Genomic DNA, 25,609 nt, shown 5'->3' on the forward strand with positions numbered 1-25,609 from the left:
TCTTAATTGGTTATCGTTAAGAGATAAAGACAGAAAGAAGTTACAGAATCTGAGATCATAACAAAAGACAAGGCTAGTAGCTAGAAGCTAGCAGCTAAAAGCTTATAGAATATGCATTTAAAATACGAATCCACACTGAGAGAACCTTTGGTAGACGGGGTTAAGGATTATCACCAGGTAACGGAAGATATCATTAGTCCCATTGAAGGGAAGCCTGGAACACTGTGGTATGTAGGCTTTTTCATCTCCCTGACATTGTTGGGCTTTGGTGCCTTCTCCGTGTTTTGGCAGATTTATTTCGGTGTCGGAGTATGGAACCTGAATAAAACCATTGGTTGGGGTTGGGATATCACCAACTTCGTATGGTGGGTAGGTATTGGTCACGCCGGTACCCTGATCTCCGCCATCCTTCTCCTGTTCCGCCAGGGTTGGCGTACAGGGGTAAACCGTGCGGCAGAAGCGATGACCATCTTCGCGGTAATGTGCGCCGGCCAGTTCCCGATTATTCACATGGGTCGTGTATGGATGGCGTTCTTCATCCTACCTTACCCTAACACCCGCGGTCCGGTATGGGTTAACTTTAACTCTCCGCTCCTTTGGGACGTATTTGCGATCTCTACTTACTTTACCGTGTCCCTGTTGTTCTGGTACTCTGGTCTGTTACCAGATTTCGCTACCGTTCGCGACAGAGCTAAAACCAAATTGCGTAAGCTGTTATATGGTGTAGCGGCTTTCGGTTGGACCGGTTCTACCAAACACTGGCAACGTCATGAGGCGCTGTCACTGGTACTGGCAGGTTTGTCCACTCCACTGGTATTATCTGTACACACGATCGTATCTTTTGACTTTGCTACCTCTGTAATTCCTGGTTGGCATACTACCATCTTCCCTCCCTACTTCGTGGCGGGTGCGATCTTCTCCGGATTTGCGATGGTACAAACACTGCTGATCATTACACGTAAAATATTAAAACTGGAAGAATACATTACCCTGGGCCACATGGAAGCCATGAACAAGGTAATTGTACTGACAGGTTCTGTAGTAGGTTGCGCTTACTTGACTGAGTTGTTCATGGCATGGTATGGTGCTAACCCTTATGAGTTTGCCACTTTCTTCAAATACCGTGCTGCCGGTCCGCTGGGCTGGTCTTACTGGATCATGATGACCTGTAACGTAATTACGCCACAGGTATTCTGGTTCCGCAAAATGAGAAGAAGCGTAGCGGTAACTTTCGCAATGTCTATCATTGTGAACATCGGTATGTGGTTTGAACGTTTTGTAATCATCTGTACTTCCCTGTACCGCGATTACCTGCCATCCAGCTGGTCTTACTATCGTCCGTCCTGGCCAGAAGTAGGTTTCTACATGGGTACATTTGGTCTGTTCTTTACCTGCTATTTCTTGTTCGCTAAATATTTCCCTGTAATTGCTGTAGCGGAAATCAAGTCTATCCTGAAGACTTCCGGTGAGAATTTCAAGGAGAAAATGGTGGTATACGAAGAAGAAAGTGCCGAGAAATTTGCACATGACGTAGCGCATGCACATTAATTAGACGAATCAAGAGATTTATTAACTGGAATTTGAATTTTTAAATATATGGCTGTTAAAAAATTTGTTGTAGGCTTGTTTGACGATGAGGCAGTGTTGTTCCCGGCAGTGAAGAAAGTACGTGCTGCTGGTTACAAATTGCACGATGTATACACTCCTTTTCCTGTTCACGGCCTCGATCATGCAATGGGTTTAAGAGAAACCAGCCTGCACACAGCCGGTTTCGTATACGGTATCACCGGTACTACTACAGCATTATCCTTCATGAGCTGGGTATTTAATTCAGACTGGCCGTTGAATATTGGTGGTAAACCACACTTCCCGCTCCCTGCATTCATTCCTATCACTTTTGAGTTGACCGTATTGTTTGCGGCGGTAGGTATGGTGATGACTTTCTGCTATTTGTGCCAGCTGATGCCGTTTGTAAAGAAACACATCTTCCATCCCAGACAAACAGATGATAAATTTGTAATGGTGATAGAAGTAACCGAAAAAACCAATGCAGAAGAAGTGAAAAGCTTCCTCGCTGGCGCTGGTGCTCAGGATATTAACGAGCAGAAAGCTGAAGCTGGTTGGTGGTTCGGAAGATGGGATAAGGATGATGAGCCTTATCTGCGTAAGATTCAGACCACAAACGCTTAATTATAATTAACAGCTAAAACATACAGTTGCGACATTAGGATTTGAGCAAGCAAGAACTAATGAAAGCTAGATAAATAATTTCTGATGAAAAGGACTTCCAACATATTGATTGTAGCCGCATTGGCAACTGGAGCTTTCCTGGCAGCCTGTAACAGAGGGGAGCATAACAGAAAGCCCGGCAGGATTTATATGCCAGACATGTATGAATCCCGTGCGTACGAATTTTACAGTGCTCGTTTGTCAGGCCTGAAGCCAGTGGAAGGAACAGTAAAAAGAGGTGAACTTTTGCCATACCATCTGAAAGAATCAGATACGGCGCTGGCTAATCTGGTGAAGAATCCATTAACTATCACGCCAACTGATCTGAAAGAAGGCGAACGTTTATTTAATATCTATTGCGGTATCTGCCATGGTACTGCGCTGGATGGCAACGGTCCCCTCTACAAAGGTGGTGAAGGGCCATTTTCTGCCGCTCCTGCCAACCTGATAGCTGGTGCAAAATCCGGTTATACAGAAGGCCGCCTGTTTCATGTAATGACCTATGGTTTTAACATGATGGGTAGCTACGCCAGCCAACTCGACAGGGAACAACGCTGGAAAGTGGCTGCTTATATCAGAAGCAAACAGCCAGGCGCTGTTGCTCCTGCTGCCGCTCCCGCTAAAGACAGCGCTGCTGCAGTAGTAGCATCTAAATAATGAGTTAAAACTGAATTTCAATCAAGTATTTTAATATACAGTAATGAAAGACCAATTTGTAGTACCGGCAAGATTAAAAAAAACCAGCTTCGTGTTAATGGGCGTGGGCTTGCTGACGTTATTGATCGGATTAGTTGCGTTTAGAGGCGAACACTCGACACGGTTTTGGGCCGGTCTGTTGCAAAACAGCAGCTTCTTTTTGCTGATTACATTGGCAAGCACCTTTTTTATCGCTGCTACCACCCTCGCACATGGTGGTTGGCAAATCGCGTTCCGCCGCGTTCCTGAAGCTATTTCAATGGCAGTACCTGTTCTGGCAGCCATTTTATTTATAGTAGTAATGATCCTCGTGTTTGGCGGAAGAGATGATATCTATCACTGGGTAAATCCTCACCACGTTGCGGAAGATAAAATCCTCACCTGGAAATCTGCTTTCCTGAACAAAGGATTCTTTACTATCGCTACTATCCTCACACTGGGCCTCTGGGTATTCTTTACCGTAAGACTCCGTAAGATGTCTATCGAAGAAGATGGATGGGATCTGCGTCCTGAAACCGGCCGTAAACTGCTCTGGAGAAATACCGTTGTTTGCGGCGCCTTCCTGGTAGTTTTCACCCTCAGCGTTGGTTCTACCACTCCATGGATCTGGTTAATGAGCATCGATGCACACTGGTTCTCTACCATGTACAGCTGGTACACTTTCGCAAGTACCTGGGTTTCCGGTCTTGCACTGATCTCCCTGTTTGTAGTATACCTGAAAAAACATGGTTACCTGACCTTCGTAACAGAAGAACACCTGCATGACCTGGGTAAATTCATGTTTGCATTCAGTATCTTCTGGACTTACCTCTGGTTCTCCCAGTACATGCTGATCTGGTACGCTAACATGCCAGAAGAAACTGAATACTTCCAACCTCGAGTTTGGGGCCAGTGGAGACCAATTTTCTTCCTCAATCTCCTGATCAACTTTGTTACACCGTTACTGTTCCTGATGAAAAGGGACACTAAGCGTAACTATACAGCCGTTGTATTCATCGCTATCGTGATCATCTTCGGTCACTGGCTGGATTTCTGGCAAATGGTATCCCCCGGTACCGTGAAAGACCTGGTATTCCCATGGTTTGAATTCGGACTCGGACTTGGTTTTGTAGGACTGATCATCTTCCTGGTTGCTAATCAACTGACGAAGGCTGCACTGGTTCCGAAAAACCATCCTTACCTGAAGGAAAGTATCGTTCACCACACCTAATTAGGTGATAACGAAGATTAGGCAAAAGAAAAGCATTAGATAACTTAATTATTTCATATAGCAATGTCAGGATTTTTAGCAGTCTTAGTTGTTGTTCTCATATTCATAGTCATCTTCCAGATTGCGAAGGCGAGCGAATATGTGTCCATATTGAAGGGAGAAAAGAAAGCGCGTGAGCAAAGCAACCGTATAAATGGTTTCCTGCTGATAGCATTCCTGGTGCTGGGGCTTATAGGCGTGTACTACTGTAACGATTTGCTGAAAGGCAAAATCCTGGGCGAATCTGCTTCAGTACAAGGCGAAGGTGTCGATACCCTCATTTACGTAACACTGGCCATCACCGGTATCGTGTTCATTATTACCCAGATTCTGTTGTTCTGGTTTGCATTTAAATACCAGGAAAAAGAAGGTCGTAAAGCCTTCTATTTCCCACACAATAACAAACTGGAAGTTATCTGGACTGTTATCCCAGCCATTGCGCTGACCGTTCTGGTAGCTTTTGGCCTGAAACACTGGTTCCAACTGACTTCCGATGCTCCAAAAGATGCACAGGTAGTAGAAGTAACTGGTAAACAGTTTAACTGGATCTTCCGTTATCCTGGTAAAGATGGTCAATTGGGTCGCCGCGACTTCAAAGACATCGATCCAGGTGCTGGTAATGAACTGGGTATGGATTGGAACGATCCGCTGAACAAGGATGACTTTATGCCTACCGAAGTTCACCTGGTAGTGGGCAAACCGGTTAAATTCATCATCGGTTCCCGCGATGTTATCCACGACGTAGGTTTACCTCACTTCCGTATGAAAATGGATGCGGTGCCTGGTATCCCTACTACCCTCTGGTTTACTCCTAAGTACACCACCAAACAAATGAAAGAAAAAACCGGTAACCCGGATTTCACATATGAAATTTCATGTGATCAGATGTGCGGTAGCGGCCACTACTCTATGAGAGGTGTGATCGTAGTAGAAACTCAGGAAGAATTTGACGCCTGGGCAGCCAAACAAAAATCAACATACAGTCTGACCCACGCTGATACAGCAGCTCCCACAGGAGCCCCTAAGGCAGACAGCACACAAAAAGTAGTAGCTGCTGTTACTAAGTAAGCTTAATTTTGTGTAGAAGAATTTTTGACGGAGTACAATTAAAAACAATAAAGACAAACTGACAAACGACGATACTTCCCGGGCGTTAGTTTATAATAAATCGAACCGATTATGAGTAACGAAGCAACATTGCACAGTCAACAGGAGGTAATGCACGGAGCGCATGATCATCATGATCATGAGCACCACCATGAAGACAGTTTCATTTCGAAATATGTGTTCAGCATGGATCACAAAATGATCGCCAAACAATTCCTGATTACTGGTATCGTTTGGGCTATCATTGGTGCTTTCTTCTCTGTTCTGTTCCGTTTGCAACTTGGTTTTCCCGATGCAACTTTCCCATGGCTGGAAAGCATCCTGGGTCATTGGGCTAAAGGTGGCCGCATTACAGCGGAAGCTTACTATGCACTGGTAACCATGCATGGTACCATCCTGGTATTCTTTGTATTAACTGCCGGTTTGAGCGGTACCTTCTCTAACCTGTTGATTCCTTTGCAGGTAGGCGCACGTGATATGGCCTCTCCTTTCATGAACTGCCTGAGCTATTGGTTTTTCTTCCTGGCCAGCCTGGTAATGATGGCATCCCTGTTCGTTCAAACAGGTCCTGCTTCCGGAGGTTGGACAATGTATCCGCCATTGAGTGCTTTGGGCGACGCTTCTATCGGTTCTAAAATAGGTGTGGATCTGTGGTTGACCAGTATGGCACTGTTTGTTGTTTCTCAGTTGCTCGGCGGTTTGAACTACATCTCCACTATCCTGAATATGCGTACCAAAGGTATGGCCATGACTAAAATGCCATTAACCATCTGGTCATTCTTCTTTACTGCTATCCTGGGTGTACTGTCCTTCCCTGTATTGCTGTCAGGCTTTATCCTGCTGCTGATGGATCGTCACGCAGGTACCAGCTTCTACCTGTCTGATATCTTCATCGCTGGTAAAGCTTTAGCTAACGAAGGTGGTAGCGCTATCCTCTATCAACACTTATTCTGGTTCTTAGGTCACCCTGAGGTATATATCATCATCCTCCCTGCTATGGGTATGGTATCTGAAGTATTGGCGGTTAGTTCCCGCAAACCTATCTTCGGTTACCTGGCGATGATCGGCTCCCTGTTCGCTATCTGTATCCTGGCCTTCCTGGTTTGGGCACACCATATGTTCGTAACAGGTTTGAATCCGTTCCTGGGCGCATTCTTCGTACTCTTAACCTTATTGATCGCGGTACCGTCTGCTATCAAGGTATTTAACTGGATCACTACTATCTGGAAGGGTAATATCAACTTTACACCTGCTTCCCTATTCTCTATCGGTTTCGTGAGCACTTTCATCTCCGGTGGTTTAACAGGTATCTGGTTAGGTAACTCTTCTATCGATATTCACCTGCACGATACCATGTTTGTGATTGCTCACTTCCACATTGTAATGGGGGTGTCTGCATTCTTTGGTATGTTCGCAGGTATCTACCACTGGTTCCCTAAATTGTATGGCCGTTTCATGAACTCCACCATTGGTTATATCCACTTCTGGGTAACTATGGTAGGCGCTTACCTGATCTTCTGGCCAATGCACTATGAAGGTATGGCGGGGATGCCAAGAAGATACTATGATGTATCTAACTGGGCTTCCTTCAAACAGTTCGGTGGGCTGAACGAATTCATTACCATCGTGGTAATCCTGGTGTTTGCTGTGCAGCTGTTGTTCGTATTCAACTTCTTCTACAGCATCTTCAAAGGCAGAAAGATGACTACCTTAAATCCATGGCATGCAACTTCCCTGGAATGGACTACACCAATCCATGCTGGTCACGGCAACTGGCCTGGCGAAATTCCTGAGGTATATCGTTGGGCTTATGACTATAGCAAGGATGGAAGAGATTTCATTCCACAAACAGAGCCTATCGGTCCTAACGAAGAAGTACACTAATATAATTGTTAGAATTCCGGTAGGAAGGCGAAAAATCTTCCTCCCGGGATTTTGTTCACAGTGATGTTTGTAAATTTGCTCCGGACTTAAACCCGGAATGTGGCTAGAAAAAAAATGTTGCAAGAAAACTCCATAAAATTGTCGTCATCATATGCGGTAGCTAGCAAGGTGAAAGATTACTCTCAGCTGATGAAGTTTAATCTCACCTTTATGGTGGTATTTTCGTCGGTAGTAGGCTATCTGCTGGTGCCGGGCGTGGAGTTTAACTTAGTAAAAGTTCTTTTATTATTCGCTGGTGGTTTGCTGGTTTCCGGATCAGCCAATACCATTAACCAGATATGGGAAAGGGAAACAGATAAACTGATGGCCCGTACTGCTGTACGTCCCCTGCCTTCCGGGCGGATGAACGTTAGCGAGGCGGTGATATTGGCTACTGTAACCGGGTTGGCTGGTATCTTTGTAATGGGATACTGCTTTAACCTCCTTTCTGCCCTGCTGAGCCTGGTTTCCCTGGTGATGTATGCTTTTCTATACACCCCCTGGAAAAAATGGAACTCATTGGCGGTGCTGATAGGCGCATTTCCCGGCGCCATGCCTTTATTAATTGGTTGGGCAGCAGGGGCTAATGACCTGAGTTTAGGTGGTTGGTCTTTATTTGCCATCCAGTTTTTGTGGCAGTTCCCGCATTTCTGGGCTATCGCCTGGATTGCATACAAAGATTACGCGAGGGCAGGCTTTAAAATGTTGCCCGGTAGTGGCGAACCCAACAAGTATACCGCCTTACAGGCAGCCATGTACACGCTGTTGTTGATTCCCGCCGGTGTAGCGCCTTACCTCCTGAAAATCACAGGCAGTATCTCTGCGATAGTGGCTATTCTCGCTGGTGTGTTCTTCCTCTACAGGGCAATCAACCTGTACAGAAAGAATGATGTGCCGGCAGCACGCAAGCTGATGTTCGGATCTTATATTTATCTGACTATTGTTCAGCTGGCGCAGCTACTGGACAAAGCTTAAAATGAAAAGAGGAGTGATGGATACTATGACATTAGAACAACGTAAGAAAATACATCCGCATAAATATTCCCTATGGATTGCTATGGGGAGCATCACTATGATGTTTATCGGGTTTACCAGTGCTTACATTGTTAAAAGATCCCAGGCAAATTGGCTGGCATTTGAACTGCCACATATTTTCTGGATATCCACAGCAGTGATTTTAACAAGCAGCCTGACCATTCACCTGGCTTTGAAACAATTCAAAGAAAGGAATATGCAACGCTATAAACAGTTAATTACGCTGACCGCTATACTGGGTGTGGTGTTTGCTGTTTGCCAATGGATTGGATTTTCTCAGTTGAAGGCAATGGGACTTCCCCTCAACGGGCCAGTTTCTGCCTCATTTATTTACGTTATCGTAGGCGTACATATGCTGCACGTACTGGGTGGTGTAATTGCACTGCTCATTATGTTTGGCCGGGCTTACAGAACCCGCATACGCACCTACAGCGCAGTACCCATTGAAGTAGCCGCTACCTACTGGCATTTCGTGGATATATTGTGGATTTACCTGTTAATTTTTTTAAGTATCGCCAGATAAACTTTGTAAAATTTTATAAAACTAACAATGGATACAGCAGTTACAGCGAAGAAAAAATGGTGGGCCGGAGGATATTCTCCCTTTAATGTGAGCTATGGCAAGTTGATGATGTGGTACTTCCTGATGTCAGATGCGTTCACATTCGGCGCATTATTGATAGCATATGGTACCATCCGGTTTTCCAGCCCATCCTGGCCTGATCCGAATGAAGTGTTCAAATCATTTCCTGGCATGGGCCATGCCGAATTGCCGCTGATGTTTGTGAGCTTAATGACCTTCATTCTCATCATGAGTTCTGTAACCATGGTACTGGCGGTACACGCTGGTCACATGAGAGATAGGAAAGCAGTAGCTAAATGGTTGCTCCTGACTATCATTGGTGGTTTCGCCTTCCTGAGCTGCCAGGCATGGGAATGGACACACCTGTTCCACGAAGGTGCATGGTGGGGGCGTAATCCTTTCCTCAATGCAGACGGTACACAGGCTTCTACCAACTTCACCAACTTCTTCTTTACCATCACAGGATTCCACGGATTACACGTTACTTCCGGCGTTATCCTCAATATCGTAATCCTCGCTAACGTACTGAAAGGTACCTACGATCAGAGAGGCCATTACGAAATGGTGGAAAAAGTAGGACTGTACTGGCACTTTGTAGATCTGGTTTGGGTATTCGTATTCACCTGCTTCTACCTGCTCTAAGACAAGATAGGTTATTGATTATTTGGAATCTGATTTTTAGCATTTATTTAATTTAAATAGTAATGGAGCATACACACACTGCAGCAGGACACGAAACTGCACATGTTGATTCGTCTACTAAATCTATCTGGAGAACGTTCTGGATCCTGTTGTGTATCACCTTAGTGGAAGTAGGTCTTGCATTTTTACACCTGGAATATGGCTTCCTCCCAAGAGTAGTGCTGAATGCAATATTCATCGGCCTTACCATAGTGAAAGCTTTCTATATCGTAGCGGAATTTATGCACCTCGGTCATGAAATCAAAAACCTGATCATGACGATCTTAATACCGCTGTTACTGTTCATCTGGTTTATCATCGCATTCCTGTATGAAGGCGACTCCTGGAAGAACATGCGGAAAGATCTGAAACCAGGTACACCCGTAGAAACACCGAAGATAGGACCAGCTGTAAAGCCAGGACACGTTTAATTCATTTATAAATTCAAGGACCATTTCTCGCAGGGCTATATTAGGAGTTTCATTGGCTATTCTGGTGCCGCTTTTGGGTTATCTCATCGTAGATCACTATGGAAAAAATGTGGTGCCAGTACCAGGATACTATATACCCGAAAGAATAGATACGATCCACGAAAATGGTAAAGTCTCCTACGACACCGTTTTTCATAAGATCAGGGACTTTCACCTCACGAACCAACTTGGCCAACAGGTGAGTCTCAAAGACATGGAAGGAAAAGTATTATTAGTTGATTTCTTCTTTACCTCCTGCCCAAGTATCTGTCCTACGCTTACCAAAAACCTGAAGAAGATCCAGGGAGCCTATGTAAAGAATGATTCTTTACTCCAGATCCTCTCCTTCTCAGTAGATCCGGAAAGGGATACGGTAGACAAACTGCGTAAGTACGCATATGATTACCAGGTAAATCCCGATAACTGGTGGTTGCTTACCGGTAGTAAAAAAGAAATCTATGACCTGGCCAGAAACGACTTTTTTGTTTCGGTAACAAAAGGAGATGGCGGCCCGGATGATTTCATACACACCGAAAAGCTGGTGCTGATTGATAAAAACGGAAATATCAGGGGATACTATAATGGTTTGGATTCCAATGCAATTAAAAAGGTGGCTGGCGATATCGCCATTCTCCACCTGGCAAAGGAAAGACACCGGCCAGGATTTATAGCTTTCCTTAAGAAGTTATTCTCCGGAGAAAAATAATTGATGATTTTGAGTGAAGGGTGAATAAGGAAAGGGTGTTCACCTTTCTTTATTCACCCTTATATATTTTAAAAGATATGGAACTAAAAAACAAAAACCTCAATACGCCCATTACGATCGTTTCCATTGTCATCCCGGTGCTGGTAGCGTTATTGTTCGTTTTACCCAAGCCGGACCTGCATCCTGGATTCGATATCCGGATTCTGCCCTTGTTCCATGCTATTCTCAATACTGCTACTGCTGTATTGTTGCTGGCCAGCCTTTACTTTATCAAAAACAAATATGTAAAAGCGCATAAAACAGCCAACCTGATCGCAGTGGCGTTGTCCGCCATTTTCCTGTTGTCATATGTTACCTATCATGCCCTGGCGCCTGAAACCCGCTTCGGAGATATAGATCATAATGGCGTGCTGGATGCGGCAGAGAAAGCTGCCATCGGAGGTATCCGCTACTTTTACTATTTCTTGTTGCTCACGCATATCCTGCTGGCTGGTATTATCGTGCCATTGGTGCTTTTTACGCTGCTGCGCGGATTCCAGAACGATATTCCCCGCCATCGTAAAATTGCCCGTATTACCTGGCCGCTTTGGTTTTATGTGGCTGTAACCGGCGTGATTGTATACATTATGATTTCTCCTTATTACCACTAATATAATTAAGGAGATTTTTTAAACGGGATGCCCTAATTTTGTAGCATCAAACGATAAGTACTATGAAAAAGGCAGGTTTGTTTTTGTTGATAAGTGTTTTGATGATGATGAGTGGGTCAGTAATGGCGCAGTGTTCACTTTGCACTAAAACAGCGCAGCAGCTGGGCGAAGGTCCTGCTAAAGGCCTGAACAACGGTATTTTAATGTTGGCTTTAACTCCCCTGATGATTATTGGTTTCCTGGCTTTCAGGTGGTGGAAAAGTAATAAGGAAGCCTGATAAAGTATAACCCTTAACAACTATGATTACCTACAGAAAGGCGGATATAAACGATATCCCGCAGCTGATTACATTGCGGCTGAAGTTTCTGAAAGAAGTATACCCTAAAGCCGATTCCGCTCAGGATCATACACTCACTGCACATCTTAATATTTACCTCACCGAACATCTCGGTGCAGATAGCTTTGTAAACTGGATTGCAGAAGCTGAGGGCAAGGTAGTGGCCAGCGCCGGCATTATTTTTTATAATCAGCCGCCACTGTACCACAACCTTGAAGGCAAAGTTGCCTACATTTTGAATGTTTATACGCTTCCCCCTTTTCGACGGAAAGGCATTGCAAAATACCTGCTTGAGAAAATTCTCGAAGAAGCCCGGAAACGTAATACTGGTAAGGTAAGTCTGCATACCAGCAAAGACGGACGTTTGTTATACGAACAGCTTGGCTTCGTGGCCGGAGATAATGAAATGACCTGCCAGTTGCAAATACCAGTTGTACAATAGTAACAACTACTCTTCCCGAAGTTCAAACACCGGACAATCTACCCGCAAACCACCATGGTTTAAGGATATTTTCAACAGATTGCAGTAATGCCCCTTTTTCTCGGCATAATGCTGGCAATTAAAACACATAGGCTGTGAAGAAATCACTTCCTGTTGGTTAAGCTGGTAAATCAGCTGCATCAGCTGCTCCAGCAATGTGCTTTGGTCTTTGGAAGACAGCTGCTCTACTGTTTCCTGTAATGGTGCCGCAAACAGTTCTACTTTTTTGGCTACCGCCCTGCCTTCCTTTACCAGGTGTAAAGTGTGACTACGGGTGTCGGTGAGACTTGCTTTACGGGTCAGGTAGTTCTTTTGCTCTAAAGATTTCACTGCATCACTGATAGTGGCTTTGGTCATGTTAAAGTGCGATGCCAAAGTTGTAACGGTACGCTGCTCCTCTGGATAGTGCAGTAAAAAAGTAAGTACCTGAATCTGTATGGGACTAAGCCCATACTGTGTAGCCTCCTGCCATAACAGTACGCGGAAGGCCTCTGATAATCGCTCCAGGGAGGCCACTACTTTACTAGATGTGTTTTCTGCCTGCTGTGCGGGGCTGAATGTGGAAACTTTCCCCATATTTTCTTGCTGTCCTTAATAGTTAATGAGGCAAGGTACAATATTAATGTATGGCGGGAAATAGCATATTAGTGACATTCCTGATTATTCGTCTTTTTTTAGTGGCATCCTTCCAGCTCATGTATGTAATAACCCCGCTGTGAGATATGTTCCTGCCATTGGGGAATGATCTCGGCAAGATGGCAAAAGCGACAGTCCTTATGCGAAACAGATAAGGTTTCGCCCTTTCTTGATCGCAAATAGGTATTTCCATACACTAAAACATCCTCGAAGCAAGTAGACTTGTCAACTATGATGTCGAAATGAAGATAGCCCCCATCTTTTTTCTTTACATAGGTGTCGAAAACAGCAACTTTCATAACAACTGATTTAAGGGGGAATGATCACTCATAGATAAACCGGTTGGTGGAAGGATATATCCATAGTAATACACTGAAACAAATGGCTTTAAACCAGGCTTGCTGCATACGCGCAGTGGTTTGGGGCGGATACCTGCTATCACCTAAGAAAGGCCGTCCCGCCTCCGCTACCGGGTAGATAAACGTAGATAAATAACGCAGGTAGATGGAAGGCAACTCATTTACAGGATCTATTCCCGGGCCCGGATGTAATTGCGCTACAATGCGCTCTTCCAGCTGCCACCAGTCACTCCCTTCTTCCCGGCTGCATAAATCTATAATCCATTGCCGGAAATGTGGCCGTAAACGTTGCAGGTAATCCGTATCAGGCGCGCCATTTTTCGTAAAGTAATGCGCCAGGTAGTTATTCCTCAGTATGTGATCGTACCAGGCATCTAATATCTCCTCTGTATGCCCCAGTAAAATATTGCCTGCCATCAGCAGGTATTCTTCATCCTCATGCGTGAAGAGCAACATCCTTTTTAAACTGACCAGGGTTTGTGCATCCGGCGAGGAGGGAGAGCCGGAGTCTGCCGGATTGTGCCGCAGCGCGTCATCCATAAATAGTGATTTAGATTTTCATGAGGAATAGTTCTTACAAATATAATAAGGTTACCTAACTAAAAAAATATTATATATCTTTTGTAGTTCATTAATAGTATATATTAATAAAAATTTATTTGTGATTGTAGCGCGAACAATATAGCTTTGAACATAAGGACTATAAAACACCGCATGATTAATATCTTTCATCGCATTAATAAAAAGGGACTTCACATAACCCCGGACTTTCCTGTATTGTCAACGCCTGCAGGAGCGATTACACGCTCCAGGATACCCCGGTTATCCGCTATAGCCATATTGGTAGCCGCTACTGGCATAGCAGCAGCCAAAAGCATTACAATAACCATCCAGGCCATTACCTCCCTGGCATTTTATGGAAGTTTGTCCCAAATGGAAGCTGGCGCACAAGACAGTGAGCTGGGTATTTTGATCATATTGGTACCGGTTGTTGGTGCGCTGCTGCTAACGATGCTCTCAAAACAAATCAATGCTTTCCTAAAAGCCATCGGACTTACATTGGCTATTGGAATGGGGGGGCCGCTGGGCATCGAAAGCCCGGCAATGATACTAAATGGCGCCATAGGCAGTTGGCTGGGGAAGCTGTTCCGCTGTACGGCAACTGAATCGCAGCTGTTATTAATAGTGGGTATTACCAGCGCTTTCGGTTATTTGTTTGGTGCACCGATAGCATCCATCATACTTGCATTGGAAATATTTTTAGCAGAATACAGCCTGGCGGGCATCATTCCCATAGTGTTGGCTGCCGCTACTACCGCTGCAGGCAGCTACCTGCTACGCGGCAATGCGCCGGTATTTACCGTCAACGCCGCGCCGGTAACAAATTTGCCGGCAATATTGGTATACGCAGTGGTAGGTCTGATTGTTGGCGGCTGGGGCAGGGTTGTTTTAAAAATATATCGACTGTTGTATAATTGGTTAGGAAAGATAACTGATAATAATCGTTGGTATTTATTGATACCTGTGTTGTTGGTGGCGCTAACCGGGTATTTTTTTCCCAGGGTATTAGGTACGGGGGAGTATTATCTGGATGACCTGTTGCAGGCACACGTTACACTGGCAATATTATTCGCATTGGCAACAGGAAAATTATTGGTATGGATTTTCTTTTCCAGCGCTTATAAAACAGGGAGTGGCATTATGCCCCTGTTACTGATTGGTGGCGCCACCGGGTTGTTGTTGGGCGTGGTTATCCAATTATTATTTCCATCTGTAGTAATACACTCTGGTACATTGGTATTGGTAGGCATGGGGGCTATGATGGTAGGTACTTCACGGGCATTATTTACAACGGTGATATTGTTGTTGGAAGCCACCCACGATATGAATACGGCTATGCCTGTATTGATAGCCTGCATCATTGCCTATGGGATAACAACATACGGAAAAAAACAGCGCAAAGCATTGCTTCGCGCTGATGAGGTATCAGTTAGTCATGACCCGATACAAACTTTAAACCGATGATAGAACCAATTAACAAGGCGAGAAAAAATAGCCGCCATACTGCCGCTGGTTCTTTAAAAAATATCATCCCGGCAATAGCAGTGCCGGCAGCGCCAATACCCGTCCACACTGCATAAGAGGTGCCTATTGGAAGTCCTCCGTTGATCGCCTTATTCAAAAAGAAAAAGCTTAAAGAAATACATACTGCAAAACTGAGAGAAGGCCATAGCCTTGAAAAATTCTCAGAATACTTTAATGAAATAGTAAAGCCTATTTCAAACAGTCCACCAATGACAAGGAATAACCAAGGCATAACACTGAATTTAAAAAGTAAGAAAACAGATTAAAAAAGGGAGGGCATGAAACGCCCGTTCTCTGTGGATCAGAGACCGTAATTAAACACTGCGTAAGTGAGAGATATACCGAATGAAGTAAAACGCATGCGGCAAAGGTAGCAAAAATTATTTATTCTATTCTCCTGAGCGCTTCCCGCCTGCTCAGTGGAGCTAACGCGTTACTATTCACAAAGGTGCGTACACGCTCCGGGTTTGTTTTGGAATATTCCCGCAACGCCCATCCTATGGCTTTCTGGATAAAGAATTCTTTGGAATGAAGCTGTGTTTTAATGTACCGGTATAATAACTTTTCGTTGGTATGTTGCTTGTAACCGTTCTGGAAAATAATAGCGGCCCGTTGCAGCCACATATTGTTACTGGCAATCCATTTATCGGTAACGGCAGGTTGTTGTGAAGGAAATTTTCTGAGCCAGGGGCCCGCTACAAAGGATACAGTGCCATCTACCGTATCCCACCAAGACTTATGGGTAATCATGTATTCAATTAGCTGAAGGTAATCGAGGGTCCATGTCTTGTGCATTAGTTGCAGGAAGTCGATCGCTGCATATTGGTATTCCCGCTCGGGTAGCTCCCACAGCACTTTTATAAGCCCTGGCATATCATTGATGTCTGGAAGCCCATGCTGTACAACGAGTGCTTTATTGAGCTGACGGCGCTCGGGGGTTTTAATACCCAGGAATGCAAACTGATCCCTCATATAGGCTTTCATAGCCACCGCATTATTGGTATTGGCAGCGGTGCTATAAGTTTGCGTAATCAGGGAAAGATAGGACATGCGTGGTTAGCTTTTGGTAGATATATAACGGTACAGGTTAAACGTTTTTTCCTGCGCCAGTTGTTGTATCTCTTGCTGGAGCATTTGTTTGGAGATATCCTTCATACGGCGGTGCTGTATCAGTTGATATGCTTTTTCTGCCAGTAACAGTGTATGTCTTTGTTGTTGGTGAGATACCTGCTCATGATGTTGTTCGATGGCCTGTATAATGTCGTGTATACCTTCCTGTTGGGTAGCTACCGACTTGATCACCGGGATTTCCCAGTTACCGTGATACTTGCTGTGTGCCAGCAAGCGCAGGTTTTTTACAAAGATATCCGCATTGTCGCGGTCGGCTTTATTAACAATAAATATATCGGCTATCTCCATTAAGCCTGCTTTCATAGTTTGTATTTCATCACCGGCTTCGGGCACTACTACTACCACGGTGGTATCTGCTACGCCGGCAATTTCTACTTCGCTTTGTCCAACGCCTACTGTTTCAATGAAAAGATAATCGAAGGCAGCCGCTTTAATCAGGTCGCTTACTTCAATGATCTTGGGACTTAATCCGCCCAGCGCTCCCCTGCTGGCCATAGAGCGGATGTATACGCGGGGATCATTGAAATGTTGACTCATTCTTATCCGGTCGCCCAGCAGCGCGCCAAAATTAAAAGGGGAAGACGGGTCTACTGCAATGATGGCTACGCTTTTTTCCTGTTCCAGCAACTGGGTGATCAGCGCATTAACGAGGGTGCTCTTTCCCGCTCCGGGAGGACCGGTAATTCCTACCACTTTTGTATGGTTGTTTACCGGGAGCTGTTCCAGCAGCCGTTCATAGCCAGCAGCTTCGTTTTCAACCAGCGAAATGCAACGGGCCAGTGATTTAATGTTTTTATCAGCCAGGCCATCTATTAACGATTGGTACATGCCCAAACTTTATAGTAGTAAATATTCACGTAATTTTTCTCTCCCGGTTCTCTATGGAGAAGCGCTGTGTACAGCGGTTACGTATTATTATGGTATGTATGAGTCAGTACGTTTACTAAAACATAATAATGTTAACTATAAAGGTATCCCTTTTATTTAATATAAGGTTACAGTCCTACGCTTCTGTGTTTTGGCTGGGTAGTTGCCGGATGATTTTTTAACTTTAGCAAAATACGGCTAATCTGATATGACAAATTTCATTTCCATATTTCCGCTTGGAGTAGTAGTGTACCCGGGAGAACAGTTGAATCTGCATGTTTTTGAACCGCGGTACAAACAGCTGGTGGCTGCCTGCATTGCTGAGCAGAAGCCATTCGGCATCCCGGTGGTGATAAATAAGAAAATAATGGAATATGGAACCCTGGTGCAGATAAAGAAAGTAGAGAAAATGTATGACACCGGTGAAATGGACATTGTAACTGTGGGTGACCGGGTTTTCCGGATCTTGGAGCAGGTAACCGAAATACCGGATAAGCTGTATACCGGCGCCATCGTCAATTATCCGGATAATAATGAGGGTAGTCATCTGCGCTTATTGAAAGAGGTGTTGCATGGCGTACGGGAATTACATGCAATCCTGCAAATCCACAAATCCTTTAAAAAGGAAGATACGGCGCTTCTATCGTATGATCTGGCGCACCATGCCGGACTGTCGCTGGATGAAGAATATGAATTATTGCATCTTTTTTATGAAGCGCAGCGTTTGGAGTACCTGAAGCGCCATCTGCACAAAGTAATTCCTATGATGGCTGAAATGGAACGCCTCAAGGAGCGGGTGCTACTGAATGGACACTTCAGGAATTTATCTACAGATAATTTATAAAATTTTTAATATGACTATCTGTAGGGCTTTTTACGCCTTTTTTACGCCAACTTTAACGTGTATTTAACAGGTCGATTTTTGGTTTTTTTTGCTTCCCGCCTTAAAAAGTAGATATTTGCAGACCCATATTTGACAGGGATAAGGGCTTAAACTCAATTCTGTAACTCAATGCATTGGACAAAAGTCAGTATTCTTTGCTTGCTGGGCACCTTTTTCCTGGTGGCAAATAAAGTTAGCGCACAAGAGAACTCACCATATTCCCGCTACGGATTAGGAGATTTGAATAACAACCAGAATACCGTAAATCGTGGTATGGGAGGTGTTTCTCAAGCTTACAATGATCCTCAGGCAGTAAACTTCGTGAACCCGGCTAGTTATTACAGCCTGGTATTAACCACTTTTGATGTTGGTATTGAAGGTGGTGCAAAATCTATTACTGATCAGGGAGCTAAGTTTAGTTCCGGGTTTGGTACACTCTCTTACTTGCAGTTGGGTATTCCGTTGGTAAGAAACAGATGGGGCCTCAACCTGGGCCTGCGCCCGGTCACCAGGGTATCTTACAATATTCAGCAAGGCTTTAACAGCAATTTCGGCGATACTACCAAATGGCCACTTACCAACAAATATGAAGGCAGTGGTGGCCTTTATCAGCTCTATGCCGGTACCGGCGTTCGTGTAGGTGATTTTAGCATTGGCGTAAACCTGGGCTATCTTTTCGGGAACGTAGAAAACAACACCCGTTTATTCTTCCCGGACCCTAACACCTACCCTTCCCATAAAATGACCCGTATTACTTACAATAGCTTCTTTTATAAGCTGGGTTTGCAATACAGGGCTAAGCTGAATAAAGAAATGGACATGACCTTTGGCGTTACTGGTAGCATGAAACAAAATATGAATGCCCGCCAGGAAGCGCTGAATGAAACGCTGATGTCGAATGGCGCCGGTAACTATACCAACCAGGATACTGTAAGCTACGTAAAGGGCAACAGAGGTAAGGTGGTTTACCCGGAAGAATTTGGTGGCGGTATCATGATCCGCAAATACGATAAATGGTCAGTGGGTGTGGATTATACATCCAACCAATGGCAGAACTTTAAGAGCTTTGAAGTAAAGGATTCTGCATTGCAGAATGCCTGGAAATTGGCTATAGGCGGACAATTTGTACCAAATGCAACTGCGCTCAGCGGTTATTGGAACCGGGTAGCTTATCGCTTAGGTGCCTACTACGGCCAGGATTACCTGAAGCTGGCTGGCCAGAATATGCCAATGATGGGATTCACCGTAGGTGCCGGGCTGCCAGTACGCCGCATGCCTTACTCCAATCAGTACAGTATGCTCAACCTGGCTTTTGAAGTGGCTCACCGTGGTAACAACCAAACCGTGCTAAAGGAAAATACTTACCGGATATCATTAGGCTTTACCCTTAGTGATAAATGGTTTATCAAACGTAAATACGAATAAAGTCTTTATTCATCAATCGTGGCGGAGATATAGGCAAAGTTTTAATATAAACTACGCTTATATCTCCGCCGCATTTCTGCCAATAGCTGCGAATAGCTATCTTTGACCTATTATATGCTCAGATGATTAAAAGAGTTTGCTTATTTCTTATAATAGCCGTTGCCGTTAGTAGTTGTGAGAACGACCTGAAAACGGTAATGGAGTTCGATTCCAAGAAAGCGGCTACCGAAAACGGGGTCGATATTGTTACCATCTTCAGTCAGGGAGGGAAAGTGAACGCAAAGCTCCTGGCGCCCACCATGGAACGCAGCCTCGATAAACCCTCTTATGTGGCTTTCAATAATGGTTTGCGGGTATTGATGTACAACGATAGCCTCGGCATAGAAAGTACCCTTTCTGCCAAAAAAGGGAAGTACCTGGAAGCAGAGGGAAATGTGTACCTGACAGACAGTGTAGTAGTCATCAATAAAAAAGGGGAAAAACTGAATACCAATGAATTAAACTGGGACCCCAAACGGAAGATCTTCTATTCTACCAAGGAAGTGTTTATTACTACACCTACCGACTCCCTTCATGGCTGGGGACTCGAAGCCAACGAAGATTTCACTGAAAAGAAGATATTAAAGGTAAGTGGTCCTATTACCGTAGAGGATAGTACGGCCCTAAACTAATCTGCCTAACGGAAGTTACTATACGAAAGAACCCCACCTCTGCAGGTGGGGTTCTTTCGCTTTAACCTATTTTTTAACCTAAAATTTGTGGTAAAAAGTCAATAATTATGCCAGTTTGCTATATAAAGCAGGTTAGTTTTTTCCGTTCATAACATTTAAATCCCGCTGTTTGTTAAATAAAGTCAGTTTATTTTTTTCCACAGACACAAAGTATTGAGGTTGCGGGTCCCGATAGGGTTTGCTATATTGCCAAAACAATTGAATAAAAGATGGAAACGATTACCTGGCCGGATTTTGAAAAAGTAGAAATAAGAGTAGGCACCATTCTCGAAGCAAAGGATTTTCCCAAGGCACGTAACCCTGCCTACCAGTTACTGATCGATTTTGGACCTGAACTGGGCCTGAAAAAGTCCTCCGCACAAATTACCGCACTTTACCAGAAAGAAGACCTGGTCGGAATGCAGATAGTAGCTGTTGTGAACTTCCCTCCCAAGCAAATCGCCAATTTTATATCTGAATGCCTGGTGTTGGGAGTGGTAGGCAGTAATAAGGAAGTGGTCTTACTTCAACCAGATAAGAATGTAAAGAATGGTCAACGAATTGCCTAATGGGTTTTCGGTATTTATCATTTTATGATTGATTAATAATATATAATAAATATTTTATAATTCTAATTCTAAATAATAATAATATTATTATTAAAATAATATGACAGCACATTATCCATTATCATCTGTTTACGAACAATAATTCATCGTTCACGGAAATGAAACCTAAGACAAATTTCCCCGGTATATCTTTGTTCTAGGTTTTTCATAGGATATGGTTAAAATTATTACAAGGGCGGTATTCTTACCAGCCCTTTTTTTATTCCTTCTCTCCTCCAGGGCACTTTTAAGCCAAATATTTGTGTAGATACCTATTTGAGTTGATAGTCAATTTATTAGGGAAAAATGACGCATATTAAGTTATCATGAAGTATTTTTTACTCCCTTACGTTCACCCTCCTTTTTCTTGCGTTTACCGGATAAAATATACCGTTCACTAGAATGCTCACTGCAGTGTCGCGAAAAACGGTCACCTTTGGTATAGGTTTTTCAATAAAGATATGGTTAAAATTTTTCGGGGCTGTAGTCTTGCAGCCCTGTTTCTTTTTTAGGAACTCCCACTTTTTAGCCAACCTCCACTTACTTTTCAAGATCATTTAACATCATAAAATAGATAACGGCTTGATATACAGATACAAGCGTATTCTGTATGCCAAGCCGTTATTGGCTATTACCAATAAATCACTGCTGGAATTGGGCCGGGTAGGCTTTGCTCAGGAGGTTATTGTATATAAAGCGATAAGATTCGCCGGCGGAATGTACACTTTTCAGTCCACCCCATCCATGACGCTCGCCGGGATATACCATCAGCTCAAAATGTTTGTTCAGGTTTTCCAGCTTGTCCACCAGCTGGATACAATTCTGCAGATGTACGTTATCATCCATGGTACCGTGGGTAATACGAATGAGCCCCTTGTATTTATCAGCATAGGCTGTTACGCCTGTGGCTTTGTATCCTTCAGGGTTTTCGGCAGGAGTGTCCATGTAGCGCTCAGTATAATGACTGTCGTATAGTTGCCAGTCAGTTACCGCAAAATTAGCCATGCCATGCGTAAACACGTCCGCTCCATAGGTGAGGGCCATACAGGTCATATAACCGCCAAAGCTGCCACCAGTCATGCATATTTTGCTACCGTCGGCCCATGGCTGGGAACGCAGCCACATAGCGGCATCCATATAGTCTTCAATCTCATGTATACCCAGTTTACGGTGGATATAGTTCATGCCCATTTTACCCAATTGTCCGCTGCTACGGTTGTCGATCGCTACCTGTATTACACCTTCCTGTGCCCACCATTGCTGCACCGGGGTAAACTTCCAGGTGTCATATACGGTACCTGCATTAGGACCGCCATAAATACTGATCAGGATCGGGTATTTTTTACCAGGCTCCATATGTACCGGCATGGTAATAGTGAGCGGTAAGGTAAGCCCGTCACGGGTTTTGTAAGTTTTTAATTCAGTTTTGGCCAGGTTATAGTTGTCAAAGCCCTCTCCCTTACTGTCGCCCAGCTCACGTATTACCTTGCCATTATTATCTACCAATGCCATTTTTGAAGGCGTTTGCAGGTTGGAATAAGTAGTGATAAAATATTTACCACCGGGCGCCATCTTGATACTGTTATTATAATCGCCGTGGGTGAGACGGGTGATGGCTGCGGTTTTCATACTTACCTTATACAGATCAAAGCGGGTGGAGGCCTCTTTGCGTGCGGTGAAGTAGATCACCTGGTTTTTATCGTCTATCTCTACCACATCCTTCACTGTCCAGTTACCGGAAGTAAGTTGTTTTTTCAGAGAGCCGTCCAGGTTATAGAGATAGAGGTGCGACCAACCGGTTTTATCGCTTTGGATCAGGAAACTTTTGCCATTTTGTACGAAAGGCACTGCGTCAAACCAGTCGATCCAGGTTTTTTGCTTTTCATCGTAGATTTCTTTTTTGGCGCCGTTCTTTGGATTGATGCTATATATTTTCAGGTTATCCTGGCCGCGGTTCATCCATTGCATGCAGAGTTGCTGGCTATCATCGGTCCAAAAAGGCATACCGAAGTATTGATCATCATTTTCGTTGAAATCGGCCCAAATGGTGGCGCCACCGGAAACCGGTACTACGCCTACTTTCACAGCCGGGTTCGGATCACCTGCTTTGGGATAGCGGGTATTTTCGAGGTAGCCATGCTGGCCTTTTTCGCTATAGATCGGGAATACAGGTACTTTGCTGTCGTTGAAATGCATATAGGCAATCTGCCGGCTGTCGGGGCTCCACCAGAACGCCCGGTAGCGGGTGGGGCGACCCAGAATTTCTTCATAATATACCCAGGATGCCCAACCATTATAGACCACATCAGATCCGTCGGTGGTATAACGGGTTTCCTTTTTGGTAGCTATTTCTATACTGTATAAGTCGTTGTTACGGGTAAACGCCACATATTTTCCGTCCGGAGATAAGGTAGGGTTCTTCTCTTCGGCTGCATCGTTGGTTAAACGCGTACTATTACCATCAGCGGCTTTATAGAATACATCTTTATCGCGTACTTCCACGCTAGGGCCATCTACAGGCGCTGTATAGATGGTGGCATTGCCGCTACGGGCATCTATCTGCCAGGCCTGCATACGGCCGGTAGCCGTGTCGGGACGCATTTCCAGGTAATGGTCACCATCTACCCACTCCCGGATAGCCGGCAGGGGCTTGCTGATATGGGTGGCTTTACCTTTAAATGCCTCTTCGAAAGTAAGATCCGGCTTTTGTTGTGCATCCAAATGGGAGGTGGCCAGCAGCAGGAGCGCTACACCGCCAATGAAGGTTGGTTTAAACCATTGTTCGCTTCTCATAATAAATAGAAATCAGGCTGTTTTTTGTTGCTCTTAGCGAACGAAAATAAGCATAACTCAAAAATAGCCGTAACAATTTATACAAACGGACCTCCGGAAAACCAGCCATTCGCCAAATACGACCAGATATGAAGGAATTCCCCGCATCTGGTAAATCCGGCTGTAAATAGCAGTAGAAGCGGCTATCTTTAAATTGGTTTTCATAGGATATGGTCAAAAAATAAGAGGGCTGTAGTCTTACAGCCCTTTTTATTATTTTTGCACTCCAATTGGCAATTACAACTTACTACATGACACAATTATCTGAGCAAGAGATTATACGCCGGGAAAAATTACAGGAGCTGCATAATTTAGGTATAGACCCCTACCCTGCAGCGGAGTACCCGGTTAATGATACTTCCGTTAATATAAAAACCAATTATTCGGAAGAAACAAAAGAACAATTCCAGCAGGTATGCCTGGCTGGCCGTATCATGAGCGTTCGTGATATGGGGAAGGCGGCATTTGCCGTTATCCAGGATAGCGTAGGCCGTATCCAGGTGTATATCCGCAGAGATGATATTTGCCCAGGTGAAGACAAAACGCTGTACGACATTGTATTTAAGAAACTGCTGGATATCAGCGATTTTATAGGTATTAAAGGATATGCCTTTATTACCAAAACAGGTGAAACATCTGTACACGCCACAGAACTCACGATCCTGGCTAAATCTCTGCGCCCGCTACCTGTGGTAAAAGCGAGAGAAGGAGAAGTATTTGATGAAGTAACCGACCCGGAATTTAGGTACCGTCAGCGTTATGCCGACCTGGTTATCAACCCGGAAGTGAAAGAGGTGTTCATCAAACGCACCAAAATCATGCAAACCATCCGCGATTTCTATAACAACCTGGGTTACCTGGAAGTAGAAACGCCGATTCTGCAGCCCATTCCGGGTGGCGCTACCGCGCGTCCGTTTATTACGCACCACAATGCGCTGGATATGCCATTATACCTGCGTATTGCCAACGAATTATACCTCAAACGCCTGATCGTAGGTGGTTTTGAAGGCGTATACGAATTTGCAAAAGACTTCCGTAATGAAGGGATGGACCGTACCCATAACCCTGAATTTACCGTAATGGAAATGTACGCCGCGTACAAAGACTACGAGTGGATGATGCGTACTACGGAGTCCCTGCTGGAAAAAGTTGCCCTCACCTTACATGGTACCACCACCGTACAGGTAGGCGACAAAACAATCGACTTCAAAGCGCCGTTCCGTCGCGTATCTATGTATGAATCCATCCTGGAACATACAGGTATCGATATTTCCACAATGGAAGAAGAACAACTCCGCGAAGTGTGCAAGCAACTGGGCATTCACGTAGATCCTAAACTGGGTAAGGCCAAACTGATCGATGAGATTTTTGGAGAAAAATGTGAAGGCAACTACATCCAGCCTACCTTCATCACCGATTATCCGGTAGAAATGAGCCCGCTCACCAAGAAACACCGTAGCAAACCCGGTCTGGTTGAACGTTTTGAGCTAATGGTGAACGGAAAGGAAATCGCTAACGCGTATAGTGAGCTAAACGATCCTATTGATCAGCGCGAGCGCTTCGAAGAACAGGTAAAACTGATGGAACGTGGCGACGATGAGGCCATGTACATCGACTACGACTTCCTGCGTGCCCTGGAATACGGTATGCCGCCTACTTCCGGTATCGGTATAGGTATCGACCGTTTAACCATGCTGATGACCAATCAGCCGTCTATCCAGGATGTGCTCTTCTTCCCGCAAATGAAGCCGGAACAACAAAAATAAAGCAGAAAGCTGAAGGCATAAAGCGAAAAGCTATTGTGGAGAATGACCAAAGCGATTTAAATATTCGCTAAGATCATTCTCCACAATAGCTTTTCGCTTTATGCCTTTCGGCTTTCTCCTCTTTCTGGCATTAAATTTTCTTAAACCGTTCATAAACCA

At 44.4% G+C, this 25,609-nt stretch carries 27 protein-coding genes; 20 read left to right on the plus strand and 7 right to left on the minus strand.

The features are described 5' to 3' along the window. Positions 1-111 precede the first annotated feature (111 nt). The 14 genes from nrfD to FHW36_RS04250 all read left to right on the plus strand — a co-directional run bounded on the left by nrfD (position 112) and on the right by FHW36_RS04250 (position 12,109). Complete coding sequence (gene nrfD, locus FHW36_RS04185; protein ID WP_145662677.1) at positions 112-1,548, plus strand: NrfD/PsrC family molybdoenzyme membrane anchor subunit; 1,437 nt, start codon at positions 112-114, stop codon at positions 1,546-1,548. Positions 1,549-1,596: 48 nt separating this feature from the next. After that, on the plus strand, positions 1,597-2,190 hold the full coding sequence (locus FHW36_RS04190; protein ID WP_145662681.1) for a DUF3341 domain-containing protein: 594 nt from the start codon (positions 1,597-1,599) through the stop codon (positions 2,188-2,190). Positions 2,191-2,274: 84 nt separating this feature from the next. Beyond that, entirely contained in the window at positions 2,275-2,886 is a 612-nt protein-coding gene (locus FHW36_RS04195) for a c-type cytochrome (RefSeq protein WP_145662684.1), read from the plus strand. A 43-nt stretch (positions 2,887-2,929) separates the two neighbouring features. Next, a complete protein-coding gene (locus FHW36_RS04200; RefSeq protein ID WP_145662688.1) occupies positions 2,930-4,135 on the plus strand; it encodes a quinol:cytochrome C oxidoreductase in 1,206 nt (401 codons plus the stop codon). A 63-nt stretch (positions 4,136-4,198) separates the two neighbouring features. After that, positions 4,199-5,242: a cytochrome c oxidase subunit II gene (locus FHW36_RS04205; RefSeq protein ID WP_145662692.1), complete on the plus strand. Its 1,044-nt coding sequence runs from the start codon at positions 4,199-4,201 to the stop codon at positions 5,240-5,242. Positions 5,243-5,353: 111 nt separating this feature from the next. Further along, positions 5,354-7,165 carry a cytochrome c oxidase subunit I gene (locus FHW36_RS04210; RefSeq protein ID WP_145662695.1) on the plus strand — a complete coding sequence of 604 codons (1,812 nt, stop codon included), beginning with the start codon at positions 5,354-5,356 and terminating at the stop codon, positions 7,163-7,165. Between the two features lie 138 nt (positions 7,166-7,303). Continuing rightward, positions 7,304-8,179, plus strand: coding sequence for a heme o synthase (cyoE, locus tag FHW36_RS04215; RefSeq protein ID WP_246121063.1), 876 nt, complete (start codon positions 7,304-7,306; stop codon positions 8,177-8,179). 1 nt (position 8,180) lies between these two features. After that, a complete protein-coding gene (locus FHW36_RS04220) occupies positions 8,181-8,762 on the plus strand; it encodes a cytochrome c oxidase subunit 3 (protein WP_246121064.1) in 582 nt (193 codons plus the stop codon). 27 nt (positions 8,763-8,789) lie between these two features. Beyond that, complete coding sequence (locus FHW36_RS04225) at positions 8,790-9,464, plus strand: cytochrome c oxidase subunit 3 (protein ID WP_145662698.1); 675 nt, start codon at positions 8,790-8,792, stop codon at positions 9,462-9,464. Between the two features lie 62 nt (positions 9,465-9,526). After that, a complete protein-coding gene (locus tag FHW36_RS04230; RefSeq protein ID WP_145662701.1) occupies positions 9,527-9,934 on the plus strand; it encodes a cytochrome C oxidase subunit IV family protein in 408 nt (135 codons plus the stop codon). A 52-nt stretch (positions 9,935-9,986) separates the two neighbouring features. Then, the gene (locus FHW36_RS04235) at positions 9,987-10,679 is read left to right on the plus strand and encodes an SCO family protein (RefSeq protein ID WP_168764773.1); all 693 of its coding nucleotides are present in this window, start codon (positions 9,987-9,989) and stop codon (positions 10,677-10,679) included. Positions 10,680-10,756: 77 nt separating this feature from the next. Further along, the gene (locus FHW36_RS04240) at positions 10,757-11,329 is read left to right on the plus strand and encodes a DUF420 domain-containing protein (RefSeq protein WP_145662708.1); all 573 of its coding nucleotides are present in this window, start codon (positions 10,757-10,759) and stop codon (positions 11,327-11,329) included. 62 nt (positions 11,330-11,391) lie between these two features. Continuing rightward, on the plus strand, positions 11,392-11,607 hold the full coding sequence (locus FHW36_RS04245; protein ID WP_145662711.1) for a hypothetical protein: 216 nt from the start codon (positions 11,392-11,394) through the stop codon (positions 11,605-11,607). 22 nt (positions 11,608-11,629) lie between these two features. Next, entirely contained in the window at positions 11,630-12,109 is a 480-nt protein-coding gene (locus FHW36_RS04250) for a GNAT family N-acetyltransferase (RefSeq protein ID WP_145662714.1), read from the plus strand. Between the two features lie 6 nt (positions 12,110-12,115). Here the strand turns inward: FHW36_RS04250 and FHW36_RS04255 are convergent, their stop codons facing one another. The 3 genes from FHW36_RS04255 to FHW36_RS04265 form a co-directional block, all read right to left on the minus strand. Beyond that, positions 12,116-12,724, minus strand: coding sequence for a MarR family winged helix-turn-helix transcriptional regulator (locus FHW36_RS04255; RefSeq protein ID WP_145662717.1), 609 nt, complete (start codon positions 12,722-12,724; stop codon positions 12,116-12,118). Positions 12,725-12,822: 98 nt separating this feature from the next. After that, a complete protein-coding gene (locus tag FHW36_RS04260) occupies positions 12,823-13,083 on the minus strand; it encodes a DUF2024 family protein (protein ID WP_145662722.1) in 261 nt (86 codons plus the stop codon). A 24-nt stretch (positions 13,084-13,107) separates the two neighbouring features. After that, entirely contained in the window at positions 13,108-13,683 is a 576-nt protein-coding gene (locus tag FHW36_RS04265) for a protoglobin domain-containing protein (protein WP_145662725.1), read from the minus strand. Positions 13,684-13,857: 174 nt separating this feature from the next. Between FHW36_RS04265 and FHW36_RS04270 the strand changes: the two genes are divergently transcribed. Next, complete coding sequence (locus FHW36_RS04270; protein WP_145662729.1) at positions 13,858-15,168, plus strand: chloride channel protein; 1,311 nt, start codon at positions 13,858-13,860, stop codon at positions 15,166-15,168. On the opposite strand, the gene FHW36_RS04275 is transcribed toward FHW36_RS04270, so the two are convergent. The 3 genes from FHW36_RS04275 to meaB all read right to left on the minus strand — a co-directional run bounded on the left by FHW36_RS04275 (position 15,134) and on the right by meaB (position 17,187). Further along, the gene (locus FHW36_RS04275; RefSeq protein ID WP_145662732.1) at positions 15,134-15,460 is read right to left on the minus strand and encodes a DMT family transporter; all 327 of its coding nucleotides are present in this window, start codon (positions 15,458-15,460) and stop codon (positions 15,134-15,136) included. The genes FHW36_RS04270 and FHW36_RS04275 overlap by 35 nt on opposite strands. 152 nt (positions 15,461-15,612) lie before the next feature. Then, entirely contained in the window at positions 15,613-16,278 is a 666-nt protein-coding gene (locus tag FHW36_RS04280) for a DNA alkylation repair protein (protein WP_145662735.1), read from the minus strand. 6 nt (positions 16,279-16,284) lie between these two features. Continuing rightward, a complete protein-coding gene (gene meaB / locus FHW36_RS04285; protein ID WP_145662738.1) occupies positions 16,285-17,187 on the minus strand; it encodes a methylmalonyl Co-A mutase-associated GTPase MeaB in 903 nt (300 codons plus the stop codon). Between the two features lie 247 nt (positions 17,188-17,434). Here meaB and FHW36_RS04290 point away from each other — a divergent pair, with 247 nt between their 5' ends. From FHW36_RS04290 to FHW36_RS04305, 4 genes are all read left to right on the plus strand, one after another. Further along, positions 17,435-18,070, plus strand: a complete 636-nt coding sequence (locus FHW36_RS04290; protein ID WP_145662743.1) for an LON peptidase substrate-binding domain-containing protein — start codon at positions 17,435-17,437, stop codon at positions 18,068-18,070. A gap of 168 nt (positions 18,071-18,238) precedes the next feature. Next, positions 18,239-19,534 (plus strand): hypothetical protein, encoded by a 1,296-nt coding sequence (locus tag FHW36_RS04295; RefSeq protein ID WP_145662745.1) that lies wholly within the window; start codon positions 18,239-18,241, stop codon positions 19,532-19,534. Between the two features lie 122 nt (positions 19,535-19,656). Then, entirely contained in the window at positions 19,657-20,205 is a 549-nt protein-coding gene (gene lptC / locus FHW36_RS04300; protein WP_145662748.1) for an LPS export ABC transporter periplasmic protein LptC, read from the plus strand. Positions 20,206-20,474: 269 nt separating this feature from the next. Next, on the plus strand, positions 20,475-20,813 hold the full coding sequence (locus FHW36_RS04305; protein ID WP_145662752.1) for a tRNA-binding protein: 339 nt from the start codon (positions 20,475-20,477) through the stop codon (positions 20,811-20,813). A gap of 681 nt (positions 20,814-21,494) precedes the next feature. Here FHW36_RS04305 and FHW36_RS04310 read toward each other — a convergent pair. Next, complete coding sequence (locus FHW36_RS04310; RefSeq protein ID WP_145662756.1) at positions 21,495-23,645, minus strand: S9 family peptidase; 2,151 nt, start codon at positions 23,643-23,645, stop codon at positions 21,495-21,497. Positions 23,646-23,935: 290 nt separating this feature from the next. Here FHW36_RS04310 and lysS point away from each other — a divergent pair, with 290 nt between their 5' ends. Continuing rightward, positions 23,936-25,450, plus strand: coding sequence for a lysine--tRNA ligase (lysS, locus tag FHW36_RS04315; protein WP_145662759.1), 1,515 nt, complete (start codon positions 23,936-23,938; stop codon positions 25,448-25,450). Positions 25,451-25,609 lie beyond the last annotated feature (159 nt).

This window comes from Chitinophaga polysaccharea (assembly GCF_007829335.1).
In the GTDB taxonomy this organism is placed as follows: Bacteria; Bacteroidota; Bacteroidia; order Chitinophagales; family Chitinophagaceae; genus Chitinophaga; species Chitinophaga polysaccharea_B.

Coding starts and splice junctions, on each gene's coding strand:
- nrfD (WP_145662677.1), top strand. CDS start 112: ATGCATTTAAAATACGAATCCACACTGAGAGAACCTTTGGTAGACGGG.
- FHW36_RS04190 (WP_145662681.1), top strand. CDS start 1,597: ATGGCTGTTAAAAAATTTGTTGTAGGCTTGTTTGACGATGAGGCAGTG.
- FHW36_RS04195 (WP_145662684.1), top strand. CDS start 2,275: ATGAAAAGGACTTCCAACATATTGATTGTAGCCGCATTGGCAACTGGA.
- FHW36_RS04200 (WP_145662688.1), top strand. CDS start 2,930: ATGAAAGACCAATTTGTAGTACCGGCAAGATTAAAAAAAACCAGCTTC.
- FHW36_RS04205 (WP_145662692.1), top strand. CDS start 4,199: ATGTCAGGATTTTTAGCAGTCTTAGTTGTTGTTCTCATATTCATAGTC.
- FHW36_RS04210 (WP_145662695.1), top strand. CDS start 5,354: ATGAGTAACGAAGCAACATTGCACAGTCAACAGGAGGTAATGCACGGA.
- FHW36_RS04220 (WP_246121064.1), top strand. CDS start 8,181: ATGAAAAGAGGAGTGATGGATACTATGACATTAGAACAACGTAAGAAA.
- FHW36_RS04225 (WP_145662698.1), top strand. CDS start 8,790: ATGGATACAGCAGTTACAGCGAAGAAAAAATGGTGGGCCGGAGGATAT.
- FHW36_RS04230 (WP_145662701.1), top strand. CDS start 9,527: ATGGAGCATACACACACTGCAGCAGGACACGAAACTGCACATGTTGAT.
- FHW36_RS04240 (WP_145662708.1), top strand. CDS start 10,757: ATGGAACTAAAAAACAAAAACCTCAATACGCCCATTACGATCGTTTCC.
- FHW36_RS04245 (WP_145662711.1), top strand. CDS start 11,392: ATGAAAAAGGCAGGTTTGTTTTTGTTGATAAGTGTTTTGATGATGATG.
- FHW36_RS04250 (WP_145662714.1), top strand. CDS start 11,630: ATGATTACCTACAGAAAGGCGGATATAAACGATATCCCGCAGCTGATT.
- FHW36_RS04255 (WP_145662717.1), bottom strand. CDS start 12,724: ATGGGGAAAGTTTCCACATTCAGCCCCGCACAGCAGGCAGAAAACACA.
- FHW36_RS04260 (WP_145662722.1), bottom strand. CDS start 13,083: ATGAAAGTTGCTGTTTTCGACACCTATGTAAAGAAAAAAGATGGGGGC.
- FHW36_RS04265 (WP_145662725.1), bottom strand. CDS start 13,683: ATGGATGACGCGCTGCGGCACAATCCGGCAGACTCCGGCTCTCCCTCC.
- FHW36_RS04270 (WP_145662729.1), top strand. CDS start 13,858: ATGATTAATATCTTTCATCGCATTAATAAAAAGGGACTTCACATAACC.
- FHW36_RS04275 (WP_145662732.1), bottom strand. CDS start 15,460: ATGCCTTGGTTATTCCTTGTCATTGGTGGACTGTTTGAAATAGGCTTT.
- FHW36_RS04280 (WP_145662735.1), bottom strand. CDS start 16,278: ATGTCCTATCTTTCCCTGATTACGCAAACTTATAGCACCGCTGCCAAT.
- meaB (WP_145662738.1), bottom strand. CDS start 17,187: ATGTACCAATCGTTAATAGATGGCCTGGCTGATAAAAACATTAAATCA.
- FHW36_RS04290 (WP_145662743.1), top strand. CDS start 17,435: ATGACAAATTTCATTTCCATATTTCCGCTTGGAGTAGTAGTGTACCCG.
- FHW36_RS04295 (WP_145662745.1), top strand. CDS start 18,239: ATGCATTGGACAAAAGTCAGTATTCTTTGCTTGCTGGGCACCTTTTTC.
- lptC (WP_145662748.1), top strand. CDS start 19,657: ATGATTAAAAGAGTTTGCTTATTTCTTATAATAGCCGTTGCCGTTAGT.
- FHW36_RS04305 (WP_145662752.1), top strand. CDS start 20,475: ATGGAAACGATTACCTGGCCGGATTTTGAAAAAGTAGAAATAAGAGTA.
- FHW36_RS04310 (WP_145662756.1), bottom strand. CDS start 23,645: ATGAGAAGCGAACAATGGTTTAAACCAACCTTCATTGGCGGTGTAGCG.
- lysS (WP_145662759.1), top strand. CDS start 23,936: ATGACACAATTATCTGAGCAAGAGATTATACGCCGGGAAAAATTACAG.